A 22,662-nucleotide genomic window follows, 5' to 3' on the forward strand; every position below is an offset into this window, starting at 1 on the left:
CCATGGAAGGAAAGAGAGTCCTGGTCATCGGAGGGGGCACCTCCGGCAACGTCATGACCGTGCTGCTGCGGCGGGCCGGCATCGACGTCGACCTCGTCGAGGTCAGACCGGACTGGAACGTACGCGGCTCCGGCATCACCCTTCAGGGCAACGCCCTGCGCGTGCTGCGCGAGATCGGCGTCTGGGACGAGGTGCGCGAGCACGGCTTCGGCTTCGACGCCCTGGGGCTGACGACGCCCGACGGAACCGTGCTGCACGTCGGCGACGTCCTGCGCACCGGCGGAGACGACCTCCCCGCCACCCTGGGCATGCAGCGCCCGGTGCTCCAGCGCATCCTCGTCGACGCCGTCCGGGCATCCGGCGCGAACGTCCGGCTCGGCACCACCGCCGAGATCCTCACCGAGGACGACACGTCAGTGACCGTCCGGTTCAGTGACGGCACCGAGGGCAGCTACGACCTCGTCGTGGCCGCCGACGGCCTGCACTCCGCGACCCGCGCCGCCATCGGCATCGACGTCAAACCCGAGCCGACCGGCATGGCCATCTGGCGTGTCCCGGCGCCCCGCCCGGCCGGAGTGGAGCGCAGCGACCTCTCCCACGGCGGGCCCTGCTACATCGCCGGCTACACGCCCACCAGCGAGGACACGATCTACGCCTATCTGGTGGAGCCCAGCCGCGACCGCGCCACGATCCCGCCCGAGTCCTACGCACAGGAGATGCGCCGCCTCGCCGAGGGCTACGGCGGTGCCTGGGACGAGATCCGCGACTCGATCACCGACCCGGCGCAGGTGAACTACACCTGGTTCGACCGGATGCTGGTCGAGGGTTCCTGGCACCGGGGCCGGGTCGTCCTCCTCGGCGACGCCGCGCACTGCTGCCCGCCCACGATGGCCCAGGGCGCGGCGATTGCCATGGAGGACGCCTGGGTGCTGTCCCAGCTGCTGACCGACGGATCCGTGTGGGACGAGGAACTGCTCACGCGCTACTACGAGCGGCGGATCGAACGGGTCCGGATGGTCGTCGAAGCGTCGGTGCAGATCGGACAGTGGCAGCTCGACGGCGTACACGGTGACGTGCCGGGGCTGCTGGACGCCACCATGCCGGTGCTCAGGGAGCTGCCGTGACGGCCCACCCTGCCCCGGCTACCGCTGGGAGACGCCCCCAGCCCGATCCCCGCCCCTCGCCGAGCGTTGACGCGCACACCGTTCGGACGGTGGACGTGCACGCGCACCTCCTCCTGCCCGAGGTCGAGGCCCTGGTGGCCGACCTGCCGGGCCTGGCGGAGGCCAGGGCCCTCGACGCCCGCCGCAACGGGCCCGCGGCCCAGGCCGTCAGCGGCCCCATGGTCCGCGAACGCGTCCCGATCCTCACCGACGTGCGCCTACGTCTTGCCGCGATGGACGCGCAGGGCGTGGACGTCCAGCTGGTCAGCCCGTCCCCCTCGCACTACCACTACTGGGTGGACGAGGAGACGGCCGAGAAGCTCTACCGGCTCGCGGGCGAGGCGACGGCCGCGCACTGTGCACAGGCGCCCGACCGGCTGCGGGGGCTCGGTCTCGTCCCCCTCCAGCATCCGGAGCAGGCCGTGCGGGCCCTCGAACACGCCCTGGACCAGGGCCTTTTGGGTGTCGAGATCTCCAGTCACGCACCGGGCCGCGAGCTGTCCGACCCTGCGTACGAACCCTTCTGGAAGCGGGCCGAGGAGACGGGCGCGATCCTCTTCCTGCACCCCTTCGGCTGCACGCTCGACGAGCGCCTCGACCAGTGGTACCTGTCCAACACCGTCGGCCAGCCCACCGAGAACGCCGTCGCCCTCTCGCACCTGATCTTCTCCGGGGTGCTGGACCGGCACCCGGAGCTGAAGCTGATCGCCGCGCATGGCGGCGGCTATCTGCCCACCCACATCGGCCGCTCCGACCACGCCTGGTCGGCCCGCTCCGACGCGGGCGCGGGCTGCGCCCACCTCCCCGGCAGCTACCTCAAGCGCCTGTACTTCGACTCCCTCGTCCACGACCCGCACGTCCTGCGGGCGCTGATCGGCGCGGCTGGCGCGGACCGTGTGCTGCTCGGCTCCGATTTCCCCTTCGACATGGGCACCGAGGACCCCGTCGGCGCACTGCGCGCCGCACGCCTGCCCGACGACGACTTCCACGCCGTGCGCGGTGGCAACGCGACAACGCTGCTGCGCCTGACCTGACCCCCGCACAGGAGGAAAGCCCGCTATGAGCGCACGCCTGCTCACCCATCTGCGACACGTCGACCTCGCCGTGCCCGACTACCACAAGCAGCTCGACTTCTACGCCGGCGTCTGGGGCCTGACCGAGGTCGCCGAGGACTCCGGGATCTCCTTCCTCGCCGCCGAGGGCAGCCCCGAACAGTACGTGGTACGGCTGCGCAAGGCCGAGGAGAAGCGCCTCGACCTCGTCTCGTACGGCGCCGGCTCCGCCGAGGACGTGGACGCCCTCGCCGAGCAACTTCTCGCGGGAGGCGTGCAGTTGATTTCCCAGCCAGGCAAGATCGACACACCCGGAGGCGGCTATGGCTTCCGCTTCTTCGACGTCGACGGCCGCACCATCGAAGTGTCCGCCGATGTGGACGTACGGCAGCACCGCAAGATCGAAGAGAAGGAGTCGATCCCGGTCAAGCTGTCGCACGTCGTGCTGAACTCGCCGGACCTCGACAGGACCCGCGAGTGGTACGAGACCCACCTCGGCTTCCGTCACTCGGACACGCTCAGCTCGCCGCACATGGGCGAGGTCATGCACTTCATGAGGATCTCCAACCAGCACCACTCGATGGCCATCGCGAAGGGCCCGCACACTTCCCTGCACCACGTCTCCTTCGAGATGCGCGGCCTGGACGAGTACATGCGCGGCTCGGGCCGCGTGATCCGCGCAGGCTTCCGCAAGATCTGGGGCCCCGGCCGGCACCTGGCGGGTGACAACACGTTCACGTACTTCCTGGACCCGCACGGCAACACCGTCGAGTACACGACGGAACTGGAGCTGCTGGACGAGGACACCTGGCACCCCCACGTCTACGATTTCTCCCAGCCCGAGGTCACCGACCAGTGGGGCACCGCCAACCCCATGAACGAACTGGTCGCCAAGGAGTCCTTCAACGACGTCGACCGCGGCTGCTTCGTCGCCCCACCGGTCTGACCCCCCCTCGAACCCCGGGGACGCGGTGGCCCTGTCAACCGCCCTGACGCCCTTGCCGCGTCCCCGGTTCCCACCGCTGTCGAAGACCGCCGGAGCCTGGAGCCGTGCATGCGTTTCGCCACCTATGAACATCGACACCAGCGCCGGGTCGCCGTCGTGGAGGAGGACGGCATCCTCCACCCGGTTCCTGGGGCGCGCTCGCTCATGGAGCTGATCCGCTCCGGCGGACTCGGCGGGCTCCTGCACGCCGGCGCCGCCACGCTCGACGTCCCGCCGGGCCCTCACGTCTCCGAGGTGCGACTGCTGCCGCCGCTTGAGCCGCCCACCGTGCGGGACTTCGTCACCTTCGAGGAGCACGTCGAAGGGGTACGGCGGTCCGTGGACGGCGTCGGCGGGGTGCCCGAAGCCTGGTACGACGCCCCCACGTTCTACTTCACCAACCCGTACGCCGTCATCGGCGCCCACGACGACGTCCCGGTGCCGCCGGGCAGCGAAGTCCTCGACTTCGAGCTGGAAGTCGCCGCCGTCATCGGCCAGGAGGGGCGGGACCTGACACCAGAGCGGGCACGGGACCACATCATCGGCTACACGATCTTCAACGACTGGTCGGCCCGCGACCTGCAGTCCCGCGAGATGCAGGTCCGCCTCGGCCCGTGCAAGGGCAAGGACACCGCCGCCACCCTCGGCCCGTACCTCGTCACCGCCGACGAACTGGAGCCGTACCGCGACACCGACGGCTTTCTGCGCCTGGCGCTGACCGCCTCGGTGAACGGCGAGGTCGTCGGTAAGGACCTGCTGTCCAACATGAGCTGGACCTTCGAGGAGATGGTCGCCTACGCCTCGCGGGGCACCGTCGTCCGCCCCGGCGACGTGCTCGGCTCCGGCACCTGCGGCAACGGCGGCTGCCTCGCCGAGCTGTGGGGCGTCCGGGGTGAGCAGTCCCCGCCCCCGCTGAAGCCGGGCGACACCGTCACCCTCACCGTGGAGGGCATCGGCACCGTCTCCAACACCGTGGTAGCGGGCAGGGATCCGCAGCCGCTGCCGACCGCCCGCCGCCGCACCAGGGAGCGGCCGTGAACGACCTGCACCCCAAGAGGCTGCTCGGCAAGGTCGTCGTCGTCACCGGCGCCGCGCGCGGCCAAGGCGCCGCCGAGGCCGAGGCCCTGACCCGCGAGGGCGCCCGCGTCATCGCCACCGACGTGGCTCGGGCCCCCGGCTGCCGCCGTCTCGACGTCACCGACGAGGAGCACTGGGCGGAGCTGGCCGCCGAACTGCGGGAGTCGTACGGCCAGGTGCACGGCCTGGTCAACAACGCGGGCATCACCTGGCGTGCCCGCCTCGGCGATGTGACCCCCGACGACTTCGCCCGCGTCCACGCCGTCAACGTCACCGGCCCGCTGCTGGGCATCCAGCACCTGACGCCGCTGATGCCGCCCGGCTCGTCCATCGTCAACGTCGGCTCCACCGCCGCGCTCAGTGGCCATTACCCGGTCGCCTACACAACCAGCAAATGGGCACTGCGCGGCCTGTCGAAGACCGCCGCCATGGAGCTGGGCCCGCGCGGCATCCGCGTCAACACGATCCACCCCGGCTTCATCGAGACTGAGATGACCACCTCCGCCGCGCCCGCCTTCCGTGAGGCGAACATCCGCGAGACACCTCTCGGCCGCACCGGCACGGTGGACGAGGTCGCCCCGCTCGTGGTCTTCCTCCTGTCCGACGAGTCCTCCTTCATCACCGGCGCCGAGATCCCGGTCGACGGCGGACTCACCGCGCACGGCGGCGTCAAGTCCATCTCGGACGCTCTGGGTTCGGCTGCTGTGGGTTCGGCTGCTTCGAGTCCGGAGGGGAATTGAAACGCTGGAAGGGAAGGTGGCCCTGATGTCGGGCACGACCCGCGGCCAGGGACGCGCGGCCACGCTGCGGTTCGCGGCCGAGGGCGCAATCGTCGTCGGCGGCGACCTGCGGCACGAGTCCGCGCTCAAGACCCAGCGTCTCGTCGCGCAGGCGGGCGGCACGGCCCTCACCCCCGGCCCGCTCGACGTCACCGACGACGACCATCCCATGCGGACCATCGCCCGAAACATCCCCCTCCGCCGCGTCGGACTTCCCCAGGAGGTCGTCAGGCGGCCGTCTTCCTCGCCTCCGACGAGGCGTCCTGCACCACCGGCGCCACCCCCGTCGACGGCGGCCGGTCGTCCGTACTCCCCGGCTGAAAAGGACCACTTCCGTGAACAAAGTGAGCGCGAACGCCGACGAGGCGGTCGCCGACATTCCCGACGGCGCGTCACTGGCCGTCGGCGGCTTCGGTCTCAGCGGCATCCCGGAAGTGGTGATCCGGGCCCTGCACGAGCAGGGCGCCACCGGCCTGCAGGTCGTGTCGAACAACTGCGGCGTGGACGGCCGCGGGCTGGGCGTGCTGCTCGCCGCCGGCCGGATCGCCCGCGTGACAGGCAGTTACGTCGGCGAGAACAAGGAGTTCGCCCGCCAGTACCTGTCGGGCGAACTGGAGGTGGAGCTGGTGCCGCAGGGGACACTGGCCGAGCGGTTGCGCGCCGGCGGTGCGGGCATCCCCGCCTTCTACACCCCGGCCGGTGTGGGTACCCAGGTCGCGAAGGGCGGTCTGCCGTGGAGGTATGCGGCGGACGGTTCGGTCGCCGTGGCCTCCCCGCCCAAGGAGACCCGCGACTTCCACGGCCGACCGCACGTCTTGGAGCACGCCATCACCACCGACTTCGCCCTCGTCCGGGCCTGGCGGGGGGACCGGCACGGCAATCTGGTCTTCCGCCGCGCCGCGGCCAACTTCAACCCGCTCGCGGCGATGGCCGGCCGGATCACGATCGCCGAGGTCGAAGAGCTCGTGGAACCGGGCGAGCTGAGCCCCGACGACGTCCACCTCCCCGGCGTCTTCGTCCAGCGGATCGTGGAGCTCACCCCCGCTCAGGCCGCTGACAAACAGATCGAGAAGAGGACGGTACGAGCATGAGCACGACGACGGACACGCCCCGGGGGTGGACCCGCGACCAGATGGCCGCCCGCGCCGCCGCCGAACTCACCGACGGCTCCTACGTCAACCTGGGCATCGGCCTGCCCACCCTCATCCCAGGCCATCTCCCGCCCGGCGTGCAGGTGGTGCTGCACTCCGAGAACGGGATCTTGGGCACCGGCCGTTACCCGACCGCCGACGAGGTCGACCCGGATCTCATCAACGCGGGCAAGGAGACGGTCACCGTCCTGCCCGGCGCGTCCTTCTTCGACTCGGCCCTGTCCTTCGGCATGATCCGCGGAGGTCACATCGACACCGCGGTGCTGGGCGCCATGCCCGCAGCTCCTCATCAGTGGTCGAGTCGTCGTGCGGCCCCGGGCGGCCAGGTGTCACAGGAACCATCGAAGGCAACCACCCCCAAGCCATACCCGGGGCCACTGGATCCTCCGGACCGTACGACAGCCCATCCGACCCATCAACAACGTAGGACCACCCCCCCAGGCCATGCGATCGACAGGGGGAGAAAGTCATGCCAGCTCCAGAGGCCGGGAGCCCCATTGCGGGGCCACGAAGAAGGTAATGGGGGGCGGTGGACCATCCGCCGGACTTCGGAAGGTGTCCCCCCGGTCGGCCAACTGCCCCCCCTCCGATCGGCGGGGTCGGTCTCGGCCGTACACGAACGACTGTGGTCGCCGACCTGATCGCCGGGACGCCGCGGGTCAGCGGGCTCACCACGCCCCGCGTTCTTCGGCACCGCCGCATCGGGACAGAGGTCTGTGAACATACCCGTGCTCTCGTCCCTACTTGCCTTCGTTCCGGGCGCTGTTGCCGGATCTGCCATCGCAACGGCCACTCCGCATCAGTCCGGCAGGCGATGCCCGCTGGTCGGTGCGAAGCGCCGCGGGCCGTCTCAATATAGAACTGCCGATCATCGTTGACACCTGGGTCTCCGACCACTACGGAGATCCACATGTCGACGTCCAACCCCACCCCGCCGCTTGACCGTGAGGCCAAGCAGCGCCTGGCGGTGATACGCCATGTCGAACAGGTCAGTGGCAACGTCGCGATGTCCTGCCGGTACTCATGCCGCGGCACTCCATGGCGCAGATTGCCGAAAGTGACCCTTGACTTTCCCCGGGGTTCGGGGGCGGGCAGTCTGCGCGGCCTCGGTGTCTGCCTGCGTGAACAGGGCGGTGAGATTCCGTTTTCCGGGCGCCGTCGAACGCTCCCACCCGCAACCACCGCCGGGTGCTCACCGACGAAGTCTCGCCGGACAGACCCCCTCTGCGCTCGGCAGCACAGGTCACAAGGCACGTCCTGCGTCGCCGTGGCACCCACAGGCGGTCACCGATTCATTGGAGCCATCTTCAAATCTCGGGCACAAATTCCACACGTTCCTCTCTCCAGACGGGTTCCGATGGTCTAGATTGACCTTGCTTCGCATGCTGGGACACGAGGCGACAAATGGTGATCCATGGGTCGGCGATGCAGACGGCCAGTAGCCGCGTCTGTGGTGCCGACGTGGGGGTGATCAATTCTTGGGGCCCGAGAGGGGCTTCGGGTGCGGGGAGCATCCGAGGTTTCGAGGGGCTTTCGTGCAACTCGAGAATCTGGCCGGGCACGTGAGTCCGCTGCGGCCGGGGCGAGTTGTTCAGGTGGGGTTGCAGTAGCCGTGATGTCGTGCGCGGGAGGCGGGGGCCTCTCTCGGGAAGGGACAGCGCATCGCGGGGGCGGGGACCTCCCAAGGGGAGGAAACGTGCGGGAGGCGGGGGCCTCTCGTGGGGGAGGGGCAGTCGTGTTGGACGAACACGTCGTATCACTGGGGACCGGGGGGTTTCTGTGCGGCAGGGGGGAATAGTCGACCCTTTTTCGTCGGCGCGCGGGCGCCTGGCGAAAGAGGCGATCAGCCAGCCCGCGAACGACTGGGAACAGCGGTACCGCCGTACCGTGATCACCAGCGACACCGTGGCCACCGCCTTGGTGGTGGAGGCGATAGGCAACTTCTTCGGGGCCCGGGACGCGGCCAACTGGCACGAGAAGTGGGGGATACTCGCCTTCGGCACCTGGCTGCTGGTGCTGGCGGCGCTTGCGGTCGGCCGGGCGTGGGCTCCGGCCGTGCTCGGCCAGGGCGCCGAGGAATTCCGAAGACTCGGACGCTCACTGTTCGCGGCCACCGTCGTACTGGCGCTCGGCGGGATAGCCCTCACCTCGCGCAACATCAAGCTCTGGATCTTCGTCGCCGTCCCCGCGATCGCGCTGGTCACCATGACCGCGCGCTATGTGCTCCGCCTGTGGCTGCACAAGCAGCGAAAGGAAGGCCGGTGCCTGAGACCGGTGCTCGCCGCCGGAAGCCCGGCCACCGTGCGCGACCTGATCACCCGGACCCGCAAGTTCCCGCACATCGGCTGGCGCGTTGAGGCCGTGTGCACGCCGGACGGTCGCGGGCGCGACGGCGACCAGCTGGACGGGGTGCCGGTCGTCGGCCGGCTGACGGACGTCGCCAAGCACGTCCACCACGACGGCTACCGCGTCGTCGCCGTCACACCCGACCCGCACTGGACACCGGACCGGCTGCAGCGGCTGGCCTGGAACCTCGAAGGCAGCGACGCCGAAATGGTCGTGGCGCCGGTGCTGATGGAGGTGGCCGGCCCGCGGCTGCACGTCGACGCGGTGCTCGGCATCCCGCTGCTGCGGGTCAGCATGCCGGCCTTCACCGGAGGCCGCCGGGCCATCAAGGCGGTCGTCGACCGGGTCGGCTCGGCGGTGCTGCTGATGCTGTTCGCGCCGCTGATGGTGTTCGTCGCGCTGCTCGTGCTGGCGGACAGCCGGGGCGGGGCCTTCTACCGCCAGCGCAGGGTCGGCAAGGACGGCCGCGAGTTCACCATCCTCAAATTCCGCACCATGGTCGTCGACGCCCACCGGGCACGTGCCGAACTCGCCGACCAGAACGAGGGCGCAGGGCTGCTGTTCAAGGTCCGTCACGATCCGAGGGTGACCCGGGTGGGGGGAGTGCTGCGCCGGTACTCGATAGACGAACTCCCGCAGCTGTTCAACGTACTGACGGGATCGATGTCGCTCGTCGGTCCACGACCGCCCCTGCCGGAGGAGTGCGCCGCCTACGACCCGGACATCCGGCGGCGGTTGCTGGTCAAGCCCGGGCTCACCGGCCTGTGGCAGATCAGCGGGCGCAGCGACCTGCCGTGGGAGGAGGCGGTCCGCCTCGACCTCAGGTACGTGGAGGACTGGTCGCTCGCCCTCGACACGGTGATCTTGTGGAAGACGATGCGAGCGGTGCTTCACGGGCAGGGGGCCTACTGATGCGCGGGGGGCGTCGTCCGGCCGACATGTGGACAGCAGGCCACAAGGGCCTTGCTGGGGGGACCGCAGGCCACAAGGGCCTGCGTGGGGGGAGGAACGGGTCATGAGAGTCAGCGTTTTCGGGCTCGGCTACGTGGGCTGTGTATCGGCCGCTTGCCTGGCCAGCATGGGACACGAGGTCATCGGCGTGGACGTCAACCAGGTGAAGGTCGACCTGGTCAACGACGGCAAGGCCCCGGTGGTCGAGGAGCGCATCGGCGAGCTCATCGCCGACGTCGTGCGGACCGGAGCCCTGCGCGCCACCGCCGACGTCCGCGAGGCCATCATGGACAGCGAGATCTCGCTGGTCTGTGTGGGCACGCCGTCGGAGCCCAACGGCAGCCTGTGCACCACGTACTTGGAGCGGGTCACCGAGGAGATCGGCGCCGCGCTCGCCGAGCGGGGCGGGCGGCACACCGTCGTGTTCCGCAGCACCATGCTCCCGGGCACCTGCCTGAACCTGCTGGTGCCGATCCTGGAGAAGAACCTCGGCGGCACGGTCGGAGTGGACGTCGGGGTCGCGGTCAACCCGGAGTTCCTGCGCGAGGGCACGAGCGTGCGGGACTTCTTCGACCCGCCCAAGACCGTCGTCGGCGAGCTCGACCCGGCCAGCGGCGACGCGGTGATGGCGCTGTACGAAGGCCTGCCCGGCGAGGTGTTCCGGGTGCCGGTCCCGACGGCCGAGGCGATCAAGTACGCGGACAACGCGTTCCACGGACTGAAGATCGGCTTCGCGAACGAGCTGGGCGCGGTGTGCCAGGCGCTCGGAGTGGACTCGCACCAGGTGATGGACGTGTTCCTGGCCGACCGCAAGCTGAACATCAGCCCCGCCTATCTGCGGCCCGGCTTCGCCTTCGGCGGCTCCTGCCTGCCCAAGGACCTGCGCAGCCTGGTCCACGCGGCGCAGCGGGCGGACGTCTCGGTGCCCATTCTCTCCCACGTGCTGCCGTCCAACGCCGACCATCTGCAGCGCGCGGTGGACCTGGTCGAGCGCACCGGCAAGCGCCGGGTGGGAATGTTCGGGCTGTCCTTCAAACCCGGCACCGACGACCTCCGCGAGAGCCCGCTCGTCGAGCTGGCGGAGCGCCTCTTCGGCAAGGGGTACGAACTCAAGATCTACGACGCCAATGTGAGCCTGTCCCGGCTGCTCGGTGCGAACCGCGAGTACATCGAGAACCGGCTGCCGCATATCGCGCAGCTGCTCGCGGAGTCCGTCGAGGAGGTGCTCGACCATGCCGAGGTGTGCCTGGTCGGGACCAGGGACCCGGCTGTGCTGTCGGTGCTGCCCCATGGGAACACCCCGGTGATCGTCGACCTCATCCACCTTCCCGACGCCGATGAGCGCCGGGCCGAACCGGGGTACGTGGGCCTTGCTTGGTAATGCAATCAGTGGTGAGGGGTCGGGGCGACGCGCCCTGATCCTGGTGGAGAACCTGTCGGTGCCCTTCGACCGGCGGGTGTGGCAGGAGTGCACGACGCTGCGCGATGCGGGCTGGACGGTGGACGTCATCTGTCCGCAGGGCACCAAACGCGACACCGAGCCGGAGGCCGTGATCGACGGGGTGCGGATCCACCGCTACCCGCTGCGCGCGGCCACCGGAGGGCCGGCCGGCTATCTGAAGGAGTACGGATCGGCGCTGTGGCACACGGCCCGGCTGGCCCGCAAGGTCGGCCCGGTCGACGTGGTCCACGCCTGCAACCCGCCCGACCTGCTGTTCCTGCCGGCCCTGTGGCTCAAGCGGCGCGGCGCGCGGTTCGTCTTCGACCAGCACGACCTGGTGCCCGAGCTGTACCTGTCCCGGTTCGACCGCGGCAAGGACCTGCTCTACCGCGGCGTGTGCGCGCTGGAACGGCGGACCTACCGGGCCGCGGACGTCGTCCTCGCCACGAACGAGAGCTACCGGGACGTCGCGGTGCGCCGCGGCGGTAAGCGCCCGGAGGACGTGTTCGTGGTGCGCAGCGCGCCCCAGATCGAGCGGTTCCAACCGGTGCCGGCCGAGCCGGAGCTGAAGCGCGGCAAGCCTCATCTGCTGTGCTACCTCGGCGTGATGGGCCCTCAGGACGGCGTCGACTACGCCCTGCGGGCCCTGGCGAAGCTGCGCGACGAGCTCGGGCGTACCGACTGGCATGCGGTGTTCGTCGGCTCCGGCGACGCCTTCGACGCGATGGTGGAGCTGTCCAAGAAGCTCGGTCTCACCGAGCAGGTGCAGTTCACCGGGCGCATTCCGGACGCCGACCTGGTGCGCTACCTGTCCACCGCGGACGTGTGCCTTTCCCCCGACCCGCGCAACCCGCTCAACGACGTGTCGACCATGAACAAGGTCCTCGAGTACATGGCGATGGGCCGGCCGATCGTCTCCTTCGAGCTGAAGGAGGCGCGCGTCTCCGCCGGTGACGCCGCCGTCTACGCACCCGCCAACGACGAGGCCCGGTTCGCCGAACTCGTCGCCGAGTTGATGGACGATCCGGACAAGCGCGCCCGGATGGGCAAGATCGGCCAGGAGCGGATCAGCGGGCCGCTCTCCTGGCAGAACTCACAAGCGTCGCTGCTCGCCGCCTATGCCGCCGCCTGCCGTGACCACACCCCGGTGTCGGCGGTCGAGCCGGTCCGGACAGGGAAGAGGCAGCGCAGTTGAGCGAGGACACGATACGCCTGGTCACCATCGGGCGGATATTCAGCCGGCGCTGGCGGCTGCTCGCCGTCCTCGCCGTCTTGGGCGCGCTGGTCGGCTTCGGCGCCTCGGTCGTGGTGTTCCCACCGCGTTACACGGCATCGGCACCGGTACTGCTGCCGGGACTGTGGGAGGAGCGCGAGCTGCTCACCCAGGTGGACCTCGCGACCAGTTCGGCGGTGGTCGACCGCGCGGCCGACGCTCTGCACTGGTCCGGCGTGAGCACCACCGACCTGCGGACCCAGGTCAGCGCCAAGGCCGCGGACGGGAACATCATCACGATCGCGGGTACGGCCGACACCCCGAAGCGCGCGCAGCAGCTCGCCGACCAGGTGGCCCAGCAGTTCGTGCAGTACACCGCGCAGATCGCGGGCAGCGGCACGGACTCCGCAACAACCACGGCGAACGACACGCTGCGCAAGCAGGTCGAGGAGACCAACCGCCGCATCAGCGACCTGGCCAAGGCGGCCAACCCCGGTCAGACCGTGGAGAGCGTGCAGGCCCGCACCGCGCTCGAGAACCTGCGCACCTCGCTGGAGGGGGCCATGAAGAAGGTGGACGAGGCCAACCCGGCGACCAACAAGGCAGGCATGGTCGTCATGGGGCCCGCCGCCCCGCCGACCGGGGAGGCGGCGCCGACGAGGATGCAGCTCATCGTCGGTGGAGCGCTGCTGTTCTTCCTCCTCGCGGTCATCGGCCACCTCGTCGCCGCACGCATGAACCGCCGGCTCCGCACCGAACCGGAGATCGCCGCGGCGCTGGGTTCGACGCTCCTCGGCACCGTCGACGTGGCCGGTGAACGGCGCGCGAACCGGCCGGAGGGCGGCGGATCACGAGCGCAGATCCGCCGGCTTCTCGGCGTCGACACCCCGTGGGACCTGCCGGCCCCGCAGAAGTCCGGCGACGAGGCCGGCCGACGGCTCCGCTACCGGCGGGTGTGTACCCGGCTGAAAGAGCGACTGCCCGCTGCCCAGCGGCTGTTGGTCGTTGTACCGGAGGGCGACGAGATCGCCCGCCGGGCCGCAGGACAGCTCGTCGCCGAGGCCAGGAGCGGTCCAACGCTGCGGATGGTGGAGGTGTCGGTGGACCGCCCGGTGGTCCCGGACCGCGAGAACGAGTCCGGCGCCGTGGTGGTCCTCAGCGCGGACAGCTGGACCGCCGAGGAACTCGTCGGCATAGCGGAGGCGTGCGCGGACGGCAGGCACGAGGTCGTCGGCATCGTCGTCGCCGATCTGGTCCAGGCCCGCCCCACGAGGTCTGCCGGACCGCTTCCGGACGACGCCACGCTGGCGCTCGCGGTGCGCGGCCACGCAACGGGAGGTTCAGCGTGACGACAAGCACGACTACGGATTCGTCGGCCGCCACCCCGCTCATCGACCTGCAGGCGCTGGTGGTGGCGGTGCGCAGGCGCCGCCGCCTGTGGACGGCCATGGCGCTCATCGGCCTGCTGGCCGGTGCCGCGGTGGCGGTCGCGATGCCGCCGGCGCCGACCGCGGTGACCAAGGTGCTGGTCACGCACGCGGAGGACCAGCCGAACGACACCGGAACGCTGATCCGCACCGACGTCCAGCTGCTGCAGACCACCCAGATCGCCGACAAGGCCCTGCAGTCCCTGAACTCCTCGGAAAAAGCCGAGGACTTCATGAAGGACTACCAGGGCGCCGGTCTGACCAACAACCTGCTGCAGATCACCGTGACAGGCGACAGCGACGCACAAGCGGTGGCCCGCGCCAAGGCACTGGCCGACTCGTTCGTCGCCGACCATGTACGGCGGATGAAGGACACCGCGCAGGCCGAGGCCAAGGCCCTGCTCGACCAGCGTGACCGCATGCGGGTCGAACTCGCGCAGGTCAACAAGCAGATAGGAAACCGGTCGCCGGACAGCGACCCGAAGGCGTCCGCGGGCATCGAGTCGCTCTTCGCCCGCCGGGCCGAACTCAACTCGCGCATCTCCGACTTCGACCAGCGCGCCGCGGACGCCCGCACCGGCACGCCTCAGGTCATCGCCGGCACACAGATCGTGGACGCACCGCGCGCGGTGCCCCACTCCCTGCCCAAGGCCCTGGTCACCGACGCCGCGGTCGGGCTCGTCCTCGGGCTCGTCATCGGGCTCGCGCTGGCCGCGGTCGGCACAGTGGTGGCCGACCGCCCCGTGCTGCGCCGGGACATCGCCGCCAACCTGGGCGCCTCGGTCATCGCGGAGCTGCCCCGCCGCTCGGGCAAGCCGTGGCGGCGCCGACGCACCCGCGTGACCCGCGAACGGCTCACCATGACCCTGGCCCGCACCACGGGTGACTCCGCGGAACCGGTGTCGCTGCTGGAACTGGGCTGCGCGCGCAGCACGAGCGTGATCGCCATGGACCTCGCCAGGGCCCTGGCGGCACAGGGCCCGGTGACCGTCGTCGACGATCTGCCCGGCGGGCAGCTCGAAGGCCGTAAAAAGCCGGGAGATCCGCCCGTGGTCAGCGGCGAGCGTGCCGCGACACTGTCGCCTTCGGAGCGCCGCATCGGCGTCGGCTCCGTGGCGCCCGGCACGGCGTGGACCGACCTGCGCCACCTCGGCACCCAGACCGTGCTCGTCGTACGGGCCGGACACGGCAGCGCCGCCTGGCTGCACACCGTGGCACGGCAGCTCGCGGACCAGCGCATCCCGGTGATCGGTGTGGTGCTGATCGACCCCGATCCGCGCGATCGTACCGACGGCACCCTGTGGGACGGGCTGCACACCGCGCTGCGCGGCCGTGCCGAGCGGCCGGCCCGGCAGAACGGCACCAACCAGCCGCGGACGGAGCGGCAGCCGATCTGGGCCGCACACATCCCGGGCAACGACCAGGACGGGCGGTAGCACATGTGTGGCATCGCAGGCACGTACCGCTGGCCGGACGGAAAGGTCGTGGCCGACCGGCTCACCGAGACCCTCGCCCACCGCGGCCCGGACGGGGCGGGCCGCTACGGCCACCCCGTCGGTGACGGCGAGGTGCACCTCGGGCACCGCCGCCTCTCCATCATCGACCTGACCGAGACCGGCGCCCAGCCGATGATCTCGGACGGCCTCGCCCTCACGTACAACGGCGAGCTGTACAACGCCCCCGAGCTGCGCGCCGAGCTGGAGGCGGCCGGGGTGCGCTTCCGCGGCACCTCCGACACCGAGGTGCTCCTCGAGGCATGGCGGCGCTGGGGCACGGACTGCCTGCCCCGGCTGCGCGGCATGTTCGCGTTCGGGATCTTCGACGAGCGCACCGGTGAACTGGTCCTGGTCCGCGACCAGTTGGGCATCAAGCCGCTGTTCCTGCTACGGCGCGGCGAGGGTCTCGTGTTCGCCTCGGAGCTGAAGGCACTCGCCGCCGCCACCGGCAAGCTGGAGGTGGACCACGCGGCACTGGTGGCCTCCCTCCTCTACTACTGGGTGCCGGACTCGCGGTGTGCGTTCCGCGAGGCGGAGAAGCTGCCGCCGGGCAGCTGGCTGCGGTGCCGGCCCGACGGCCGGGTGGAGCGCGGCCGGTTCTGGGACCTGAAGGAGGTCGCCGCCGAGGGCCGGGAGCGGGCCCGGGCCGGCGAGCAGCCCGACCTTGCCGCCGTGGTCGAGGAGTCGACCCGGCGTCACCTGCTCTCCGACGTGCCCGTGGCCACCTTCCTCTCCGGCGGCCTCGACTCCAGTTACCTGACCGCGCTGGCGGCCCGGCACCAACCGGGCATCTCCGCCTACACGATCGGGTTCCGCGCCGAGGACGCCAAGTTCGAGGCGATGCCGGACGACCTGCGCTACGCCCGGCAGGTCGCCGCGCGGTTCGGCGTCGACCTGCACGAGATCGAGATCGCCCCGAACGTGCTCGACCTCCTCCCGCAGATGACGTACAGCCTGGACGAGCCGATCGGCGACCCCGCCGCGATCAACACGTTCCTGATCTGTACGGCAGCACGTGAGGCCGGGGTCAAGGTGATGCTCTCCGGAATGGGCGCCGACGAGCTGTTCGCCGGGTACCGCAAGCACCTGGCCAACCTGATCGCGCTGCGCTACCAGCGTGTCCCGCGGCCCCTGCGGCGCGGGGTGTCCGCGGCCGTGGACCGGCTGCCGGTCGCCACCTCGCGCCGGGGGTTCAGGTCGGTGCGCTTCGCGAAGCGGTTCCTGTCCTTCGCCGATCTGCCGGAGGAGACCGCGTTCCGGCGCAGCTACACCATGTACGACCAGGACGAACTGCTCGCCCTGCTCGACCCGGACCTGGCCGGGACGGTCGACGACGTACTGACCGAACATCAGGACGTCTACCAGGACAACGAGCTCGACGACTTCGTCAACCGCATGTGCCTGACCGACGCCCGGATGTTCCTGCCGGGCCTGAACCTCACCTACACGGACCGCTCCAGCATGGCCGCGTCGACCGAGGTGCGGACGCCGTACGTGGACGTCGAGGTGGTCAAGGCGGCGTTCGCCATTCCCGGCGACCGCAAGATCGCCGGACGGCAGGGCAAGGCGGTCCTGAAGGAGGCGGCCACCTCGGTCCTGCCCCGGGAGATCGTCTACCGGCCCAAGGGCCTGTTCAGTGCCCCGCTGCGGGCCTGGATGAGCCGGGATCTGGCACCGCTGGTGCGCGAGGTGGTCAACGACGGCGAGCTCGTCCGGTCCGGGATCCTGCGCCGCGACGCACTGAAGCGGATGGTCGCCGAGGACGCGGCCGGGCAGCAGGACTTCTCCAAGCATCTGTGGCACGTACTGACGCTCGAGTACTGGTATCGCGACGCGACCTCTGGGTCCGGCCAGAGCACTCGTTTGACGGCTTAGGAATTTCAGAGGAGTTCGGGTGAAGCAGGTTGTGCAGAACTACAAGAGCGGCGAGCTGGCGGTGCTCGACGTTCCGGTGCCGGGGTGCAAGCCGGGCGGGGTGCTGGTCCGCAGCGCCTACTCGCTGATCTCCACCGGCACCGAGCTGATGAAGGTGTCCGAGGCCGGCATGTCGATGCTGGGCAAGGCCCGCTCCCGCCCGGACCAGGTGGCCAAGGTCATGCAGAGCGTGGCCACCAACGGGGTGCCCGCCACCTACCGCAAGGTGATGGGCAAGCTGGACTCCTACACACCGCTGGGCTACTCGCTGTGCGGGGTGGTCGAGCAGGTCGGCGCCGGCATCGACGACGTGAAGGTCGGCGACCTGGTGGCCTGCGCAGGCAACGAGCACGCGCTGCACGCCGAGCTCAACTGGGTGCCGAAGAACCTCTACGTCCCGGTGCCGGACGGCCTCGCGCCGCAGCACGCGGCCTTCGGCACTGTCGGGTCGATCGCCATGCAGGGCGTACGCCAGGGCGAGCCGCAGCTCGGCGAAGTGGCCCTGGTCATCGGCCTCGGACTGATCGGGCAGCTGGTCGTGCAGCTCCTGGCCGCCTCGGGAGTCCGTGTCGTCGGCGCCGACCCCGACCCGGCGCGCTGCGAGCTCGCCGAGCGCCTGGGTGCCGCGGCCTGCGGCGACCCCGCCTCCGCCGCCGTGGAGAACGCCGTCGCGGAACTCACCGACGGTCACGGCGTGGACCAGGTGTACCTGGCCGCCGGCGGCGGCAGCAACCAGCCCGTGGAGCTCGCCGCCAAGCTGGCCCGGGACCGCGGCCGGGTCGTCGACATCGGCAAGTGCCGCCTGGACCTGCCGTGGAACGCGTACTACGAGAAGGAACTCGACGTCCGCTTCTCCCGCTCGTACGGCCCCGGGCGCTACGACCCGGAGTACGAGCTGGAGGGCCGCGACTACCCGATCGGCTACGTCCGCTGGACCGAGCGGCGCAACCTGGCCTGCTTCCTCGACCTCGCCGCCCGCGGCAAGGTCGACGTGGATCCCCTGATCTCCCACGTCGCCGACTTCGACGACGCCGTCGAGACCTACCAGCGCCTGAAGGACGGCGAGCTGAAGGCCGTCACCGCGCTGTTCCGGTACCCCGAACAGACGGGTGAAACGGAGGAAGCGAAGGCCCCCGCGGTGGCCGTGCCCGCGGTGACCGTGAAGCCGAGTCCGGCCCGCGCCGCCAGGACGCCGGTGAAGCTGGCGTTCGTCGGAGCCGGTAACTACGCGACGTCGATGCTGCTGCCGCACCTCGCGCAGCGCGACGGCGTCGAGTTGTCGACCGTCGTCACCACGACCGCACTGTCCGCGGCCAACGCGCAGCGGAAGTTCGGCTTCACCGAAGCGACCACCGACCTCGACGCCGTGCTCGGCGACAAGTCCGTCGACGCGGTGTTCGTGGTCACCCGGCACAGCTCGCACGCGGACCTGACCCGCAAGGCACTGCTGGCCGGCAAGACGGTGTTCGTGGAGAAGCCGCTGGCCCTCACCGAGGACGAGCTGGCCGGTGTGCTCGCCGCGGTGGAGGAGTCCGGCAACGACCGGCTGCAGGTCGGCTTCAACCGCCGCTTCGCGCCCCTGCTGCAGGAGGCCAGGAAGCAGTTCGGCCCCCGGACCGGCCCGGCGAGCCTGCGCTACCTGGTCAACGCGGGCCGGCTGCAGCACGGCAGCTGGTACCTCCAGCAGGGCACCGAGGGTTCACGGTTCGCCGGCGAGGGCGGGCACTTCATCGACACGGCGAGCTGGCTGCTCGACGCCGACCCGGTCTCCGTCTACGCGGTCGCCCCGTCCGGCAACGAGGACCTGCAGGTCGTGCTCCGCTACCCGGACGGCTCCTCCGCCACCATCAGCTACGTCACCACCGGCGCGGCCGGCTTCCCCAAGGAGACGCTGGATCTGGTGGCCGACGGCAAGGTGCTGCGGCTCGACGACTTCGTCCGCGCCTCGGTCTACGGCCGCAAGAAGTGGGTCAGCTCGCGGCTGCCCAAGGCACGGGACAAGGGCCAGAACGCCGAACTGGCCGCGTTCATCAAGGCCGTTCGGACCGGCGGGCCGATGCCGGTGCCGCTTCAGTCGCTGGTCGCCACCACCGCGGCCACCCTCGCCGTGCAGGCCGGCCTGGCCGGCGGCGCGCCGGTGACGTTGGAGAACGCACGATGACGATGAGCGCGGGCTGGTACCTGCGACGGCTGTCCCGGATGGGACCGCAGGAGGTCGCAGGCCGGGTGGGCGACACGGTGCGCCGTCGACGGTGGCGGTCCGCGCCGCCGGCCTGCCCGAGCGTGACCGGTGCCCGGTTCACCGCGGTACTGCCCGCCGAGGCGATCGCCGCGATGCCGTCGGACGCCGCGAAACGCCTCGTCGCCGAGGCGGACCGGCTGATGGAGGGGCACGTCGAGTACTTCGGGGTGGCCCGCGACGACCTCGTCGACCCGGACTGGTGGTACGACCCGAAGACCGGGCGCCGCGCCCCGTCGGGCTACGCCTTCGACGTGCCGTACCGCAGCGAGGACGCGGTCGGGGACATCAAGCAGATCTGGGAGCTGTCCCGGCACCACCACCTCACCCGGCTCGCCGCCGCCTACGCGGTCACCGGGGACGAGCGGTACGCGGAGCGCGTGGCAGCTCACCTGCGGTCGTGGTGGGAGGCCAACCCGCCGCTGCGCGGGGTCCATTGGGTCAGCGGCATCGAGCTGGGCATCCGGCTGCTGTCGTGGGTGTGGGTGCGCCGGCTGCTGGAGGGCTGGCCGGGCGCGGCCGGGCTGTTCGAGGACAACCCGGTGGCGCTGAACCAGATCTGGCACCACCAGCGCTGGCTGGCCGCCTTCCCAAGCCGCGGGTCCTCGGCGAACAACCACGTCATCGCCGAGGCCGCCGGGCAGTTCGCCGCGGCCTGCGCGTTCGGCTGGTTCCCCGCCTCGGAGCGCTGGCGGGCCGACGCCCTGCGGTCGCTCGACCGGCATCTGCGCAGCAACACCTTCCTCTCCGGCCTCAACCGTGAACTGGCCTCCGAATACCACGGCCTGGTGCTGGAGCTCGGCCTGGCCGCGCTGGCCGAGGCGGACGCCGCGGGCGTGCAGGTCCCCGCGACCGTCCGTCTGGTGCTGCTGCGGATGACGGATGCGCTCGCGGCCGTCGTGGACAACCGGCTGCGGCCGCCGCGCCAGGGCGACGCGGACGACGGGCACGGTCTGGTCCTGGACGGTGAGGGCACCGACCGCTGGGGCTCGCTGCTTGCCACCGGGGAGGCGGTGTTCGGCCGGCTCGACTGGTGGCCGGCCGTGACCGGCACCGATGTGCGCACCCCACTGCTGGCCGCGCTCGTCCGGCCGTACGCGAAAAGCGGAACCGGACCGGCCGTGTCCCGCCCGGCAAGCAGGCCGGGTCACTTCGCCGACGCGGGCATGACGATCCTGCGCGGCCCGGAGGAGATCTGGTGCCGCTGCGACGGCGGCCCGCACGGCTTCCTGTCCATCGCCGCGCACGCCCACGCGGACGCGCTGTCCGTGGAGGTCCGCCACGACGGCGTCGACGTGCTCGCCGACCCGGGGACGTACTGCTACCACGGACAGCCCGAGTGGCGGCAGTACTTCCGCTCGACCCTCGGCCACAACACCCTCGAACTGGGCGGCGCCGACCAGTCCGTCTCCGGCGGCCCGTTCCTGTGGACCCGGCATGCCAACAGCCGCGTACTGGTCGCGGAACCGTCCGGCGAGGGGGCGGCCCGCTGGAGCGCGGAGCACGACGGCTACCAGGGGTCGGTGCACCGCCGCCAGGTGGAACTCACCGCCGAAAGCCTTGAGTTGAGGGTGGTCGACGAGGTGCGCGGCCCTGGCGGGGCCGTGCGGCTGGCCTTCCACCTCGGCCCGGCGATCACCGCGGACCTGGTGGAGCACCGGGCCGAACTCACCTGGACCCGGGACGGCGAAGACCGCTCCGCGGTGCTCGACCTGCCCGGGCAGCTGTCCTGGCAGGTGCATCGCGGCGAGACCGATCCGCCGCTGGGCTGGTACTCCGCAGGATTCGGGCGCAAGGAACCCGCCACCACCCTGGTCGGCACCGGCTTCACCGACGGCACGGAGGGCTTCACCACCGTGCTCAGGTTCCGCGGCCAGGAGGGCGCGTGGCGATGAAGAGGTGGCACTGGGCGTGGGCGGCGGCACCGCTGACGCTGGCCCTGCTGGCGCTCACCGGCTGCGACAGCACACAGCCCGCCGAGGCGAAGGCGACGACCGCGGCGCCCACCATGTCCGGGGCGCGGTCCACGGCCGTGGCCCGGGTGTGCGCCAAGCCCGAGGCCGGGCCGGCGAAGGCGCCGGCGGGCGCGGTGACGGTCGACCCCGCCAAGGTCGGTGACCTGGCGGAGAAGACCAAGAACAGCCCGCCGAACACCACGTTCTGGCTGCGACCGGGCAAGCACCGGCTCGACCCCGACCGCTACGCCCAGGTCATCCCCAAGAAGGGGGACCGCTACCTCGGCGCGCCCGGCGCGGTGCTCGACGGGCGGAAGACCAACCAGTACGCGTTCGCCGGCACCGCCGAGGGCGTCACCATCGGCTACCTGACCGTGCAGGGTTTCGTCCCGCCGCAGAACGAGGGCGTGGTCAACCACGACTCGGCCGACGGATGGGTGATCGAGCACTCGACGATCCAGAACAACCTGGGTGCCGGGCTGATGGCCGGAGCCCGCCAGCAGGTCCGCGGCAACTGCCTGCGCGCCAACGGCCAGTACGGCATGAACGCCTACAAGGGCAGCGGCCGTATCAGCGGCCTGGTCGTCGAGGGCAACGAGATCGTCGGCAACAACACCGGCGACTGGGAGCGGCGCCAGCAGGGCTGCGGCTGCACCGGGGGCATCAAGTTCTGGGCCGTCGACGGCGCCGACGTACGCGGCAACTGGGTGCACGACAACCGCGGAACCGGGTTGTGGGCGGACACCAACAACAACGACTTCCGCATCGAGGACAACGTGCTGGAGGCCAACGACGGCGCCGCGCTGATCTACGAGACCAGCTACAACGCGGTCATCCGCAACAACACGATCCGGCGGAACAACTGGGTCGAGGGCCGCAAGGCGGCCGGCCGCGGCGACACCTTCCCGTTCGCGACCCTCTACCTGTCCGAGTCCGGGGGCGAACCACGCGTCAAAGCCCGCACGAACAAGATCGAGATCTACGGCAACCTGATGGAGAACAACTGGTCCGGGATCACCCTGTGGGAGAACGCCGACCGGTTCTGCAACAGCCCGGCCAACACCTCCTCCGGTGACTGCACGTTGCTGGTGCAGAAGACCAGCCGCTGCACGAAGTCGACGATCACCAAGGCTCCGCTCTACGCCGACTGCCGGTGGAAGACCCAGCGGGTGGACATCCACGACAACCGCTTCGTGCTGGACAAGTCCGTCCTCAAGTGCACGACGAAGTGCGACCGCATGGCGGTGCTCTCCAACTACGGCACCTATCCGGACTGGTCGCCCTACAAGGGCGAGGCGGTGGCCGACGCGATCACCCTCAAGCAGCACAACCGCTGGCACGACAACGTCTACGTCGGGCCGTGGGCCTTCGTCGTCCACGACCCCAGCAAGGTCCTCGACTTCCAGAGCTGGCAGGGCCCGCCCTACCAGCAGGACGCGGGAAGCACGATCAGTGGACAGGCGGGTGGTTGAG

At 70.7% G+C, this 22,662-nt stretch carries 16 protein-coding genes; all 16 read left to right on the top strand.

Annotated elements, in window-relative coordinates:
- Nucleotides 1-2: 2 nt before the first annotated feature.
- The 16 genes from AB0N07_RS12490 (at nt 3) to AB0N07_RS12565 (ending at nt 22,661) form a co-directional block, all read left to right on the top strand.
- A complete protein-coding gene (locus AB0N07_RS12490) occupies nt 3-1,124 on the top strand; it encodes an FAD-dependent oxidoreductase (protein WP_365834199.1) in 1,122 nt (373 codons plus the stop codon).
- Nucleotides 1,125-1,213: 89 nt separating this feature from the next.
- Nucleotides 1,214-2,197 carry an amidohydrolase family protein gene (locus AB0N07_RS12495; RefSeq protein WP_365834200.1) on the top strand — a complete coding sequence of 328 codons (984 nt, stop codon included), beginning with the start codon at nt 1,214-1,216 and terminating at the stop codon, nt 2,195-2,197.
- A gap of 25 nt (nt 2,198-2,222) precedes the next feature.
- Nucleotides 2,223-3,161, top strand: a complete 939-nt coding sequence (locus tag AB0N07_RS12500; RefSeq protein ID WP_365834201.1) for a VOC family protein — start codon at nt 2,223-2,225, stop codon at nt 3,159-3,161.
- Nucleotides 3,162-3,269: 108 nt separating this feature from the next.
- The gene (locus AB0N07_RS12505) at nt 3,270-4,238 is read left to right on the top strand and encodes a fumarylacetoacetate hydrolase family protein (RefSeq protein WP_365834202.1); all 969 of its coding nucleotides are present in this window, start codon (nt 3,270-3,272) and stop codon (nt 4,236-4,238) included.
- Nucleotides 4,235-5,017 (top strand): SDR family oxidoreductase, encoded by a 783-nt coding sequence (locus AB0N07_RS12510; RefSeq protein ID WP_365834203.1) that lies wholly within the window; start codon nt 4,235-4,237, stop codon nt 5,015-5,017. The genes AB0N07_RS12505 and AB0N07_RS12510 overlap by 4 nt, the downstream gene beginning before the upstream one ends.
- 374 nt (nt 5,018-5,391) lie before the next feature.
- Nucleotides 5,392-6,147: a CoA transferase subunit A gene (locus AB0N07_RS12515; protein WP_365834204.1), complete on the top strand. Its 756-nt coding sequence runs from the start codon at nt 5,392-5,394 to the stop codon at nt 6,145-6,147.
- Entirely contained in the window at nt 6,144-6,848 is a 705-nt protein-coding gene (locus AB0N07_RS12520; RefSeq protein ID WP_365834205.1) for a CoA-transferase, read from the top strand. The genes AB0N07_RS12515 and AB0N07_RS12520 overlap by 4 nt, the downstream gene beginning before the upstream one ends.
- Nucleotides 6,849-7,986: 1,138 nt before the next feature.
- Entirely contained in the window at nt 7,987-9,465 is a 1,479-nt protein-coding gene (locus tag AB0N07_RS12525) for a sugar transferase (protein ID WP_365834206.1), read from the top strand.
- A gap of 103 nt (nt 9,466-9,568) precedes the next feature.
- Complete coding sequence (locus AB0N07_RS12530; protein WP_365834207.1) at nt 9,569-10,885, top strand: nucleotide sugar dehydrogenase; 1,317 nt, start codon at nt 9,569-9,571, stop codon at nt 10,883-10,885.
- The gene (locus tag AB0N07_RS12535) at nt 10,842-12,140 is read left to right on the top strand and encodes a glycosyltransferase family 4 protein (protein WP_365834208.1); all 1,299 of its coding nucleotides are present in this window, start codon (nt 10,842-10,844) and stop codon (nt 12,138-12,140) included. The genes AB0N07_RS12530 and AB0N07_RS12535 overlap by 44 nt, the downstream gene beginning before the upstream one ends.
- Nucleotides 12,137-13,507, top strand: a complete 1,371-nt coding sequence (locus tag AB0N07_RS12540; protein WP_365834209.1) for a polysaccharide biosynthesis protein — start codon at nt 12,137-12,139, stop codon at nt 13,505-13,507. Before AB0N07_RS12535 ends, AB0N07_RS12540 begins: the two co-directional genes overlap by 4 nt.
- Nucleotides 13,504-15,021, top strand: a complete 1,518-nt coding sequence (locus AB0N07_RS12545; protein ID WP_365834210.1) for a Wzz/FepE/Etk N-terminal domain-containing protein — start codon at nt 13,504-13,506, stop codon at nt 15,019-15,021. The genes AB0N07_RS12540 and AB0N07_RS12545 overlap by 4 nt, the downstream gene beginning before the upstream one ends.
- A 3-nt stretch (nt 15,022-15,024) precedes the next feature.
- Nucleotides 15,025-16,956 carry an asparagine synthase (glutamine-hydrolyzing) gene (gene asnB, locus AB0N07_RS12550; RefSeq protein ID WP_365834211.1) on the top strand — a complete coding sequence of 644 codons (1,932 nt, stop codon included), beginning with the start codon at nt 15,025-15,027 and terminating at the stop codon, nt 16,954-16,956.
- Between the two features lie 19 nt (nt 16,957-16,975).
- On the top strand, nt 16,976-19,156 hold the full coding sequence (locus tag AB0N07_RS12555) for a bi-domain-containing oxidoreductase (RefSeq protein ID WP_365834212.1): 2,181 nt from the start codon (nt 16,976-16,978) through the stop codon (nt 19,154-19,156).
- The gene (locus AB0N07_RS12560) at nt 19,153-21,129 is read left to right on the top strand and encodes an alginate lyase family protein (RefSeq protein WP_365834213.1); all 1,977 of its coding nucleotides are present in this window, start codon (nt 19,153-19,155) and stop codon (nt 21,127-21,129) included. Before AB0N07_RS12555 ends, AB0N07_RS12560 begins: the two co-directional genes overlap by 4 nt.
- Entirely contained in the window at nt 21,120-22,661 is a 1,542-nt protein-coding gene (locus AB0N07_RS12565) for a right-handed parallel beta-helix repeat-containing protein (protein WP_365834214.1), read from the top strand. Before AB0N07_RS12560 ends, AB0N07_RS12565 begins: the two co-directional genes overlap by 10 nt.
- Nucleotide 22,662: the final 1 nt, after the last annotated feature.

It is taken from the genome of Streptomyces sp. NPDC051172 (genome assembly GCF_040682555.1).
Lineage (GTDB): Bacteria > Actinomycetota > Actinomycetes > Streptomycetales > Streptomycetaceae > Streptomyces.

What these genes read in the sequence shown, in the direction of transcription:
- AB0N07_RS12490 (WP_365834199.1), top strand. Translation starts at nt 3, where the DNA reads ATGGAAGGAAAGAGAGTCCTGGTCATCGGAGGGGGCACCTCCGGCAAC.
- AB0N07_RS12500 (WP_365834201.1), top strand. Translation starts at nt 2,223, where the DNA reads ATGAGCGCACGCCTGCTCACCCATCTGCGACACGTCGACCTCGCCGTG.
- AB0N07_RS12505 (WP_365834202.1), top strand. Translation starts at nt 3,270, where the DNA reads ATGCGTTTCGCCACCTATGAACATCGACACCAGCGCCGGGTCGCCGTC.
- AB0N07_RS12520 (WP_365834205.1), top strand. Translation starts at nt 6,144, where the DNA reads ATGAGCACGACGACGGACACGCCCCGGGGGTGGACCCGCGACCAGATG.
- AB0N07_RS12530 (WP_365834207.1), top strand. Translation starts at nt 9,569, where the DNA reads ATGAGAGTCAGCGTTTTCGGGCTCGGCTACGTGGGCTGTGTATCGGCC.
- AB0N07_RS12535 (WP_365834208.1), top strand. Translation starts at nt 10,842, where the DNA reads ATGAGCGCCGGGCCGAACCGGGGTACGTGGGCCTTGCTTGGTAATGCA.
- asnB (WP_365834211.1), top strand. Translation starts at nt 15,025, where the DNA reads ATGTGTGGCATCGCAGGCACGTACCGCTGGCCGGACGGAAAGGTCGTG.
- AB0N07_RS12560 (WP_365834213.1), top strand. Translation starts at nt 19,153, where the DNA reads ATGACGATGAGCGCGGGCTGGTACCTGCGACGGCTGTCCCGGATGGGA.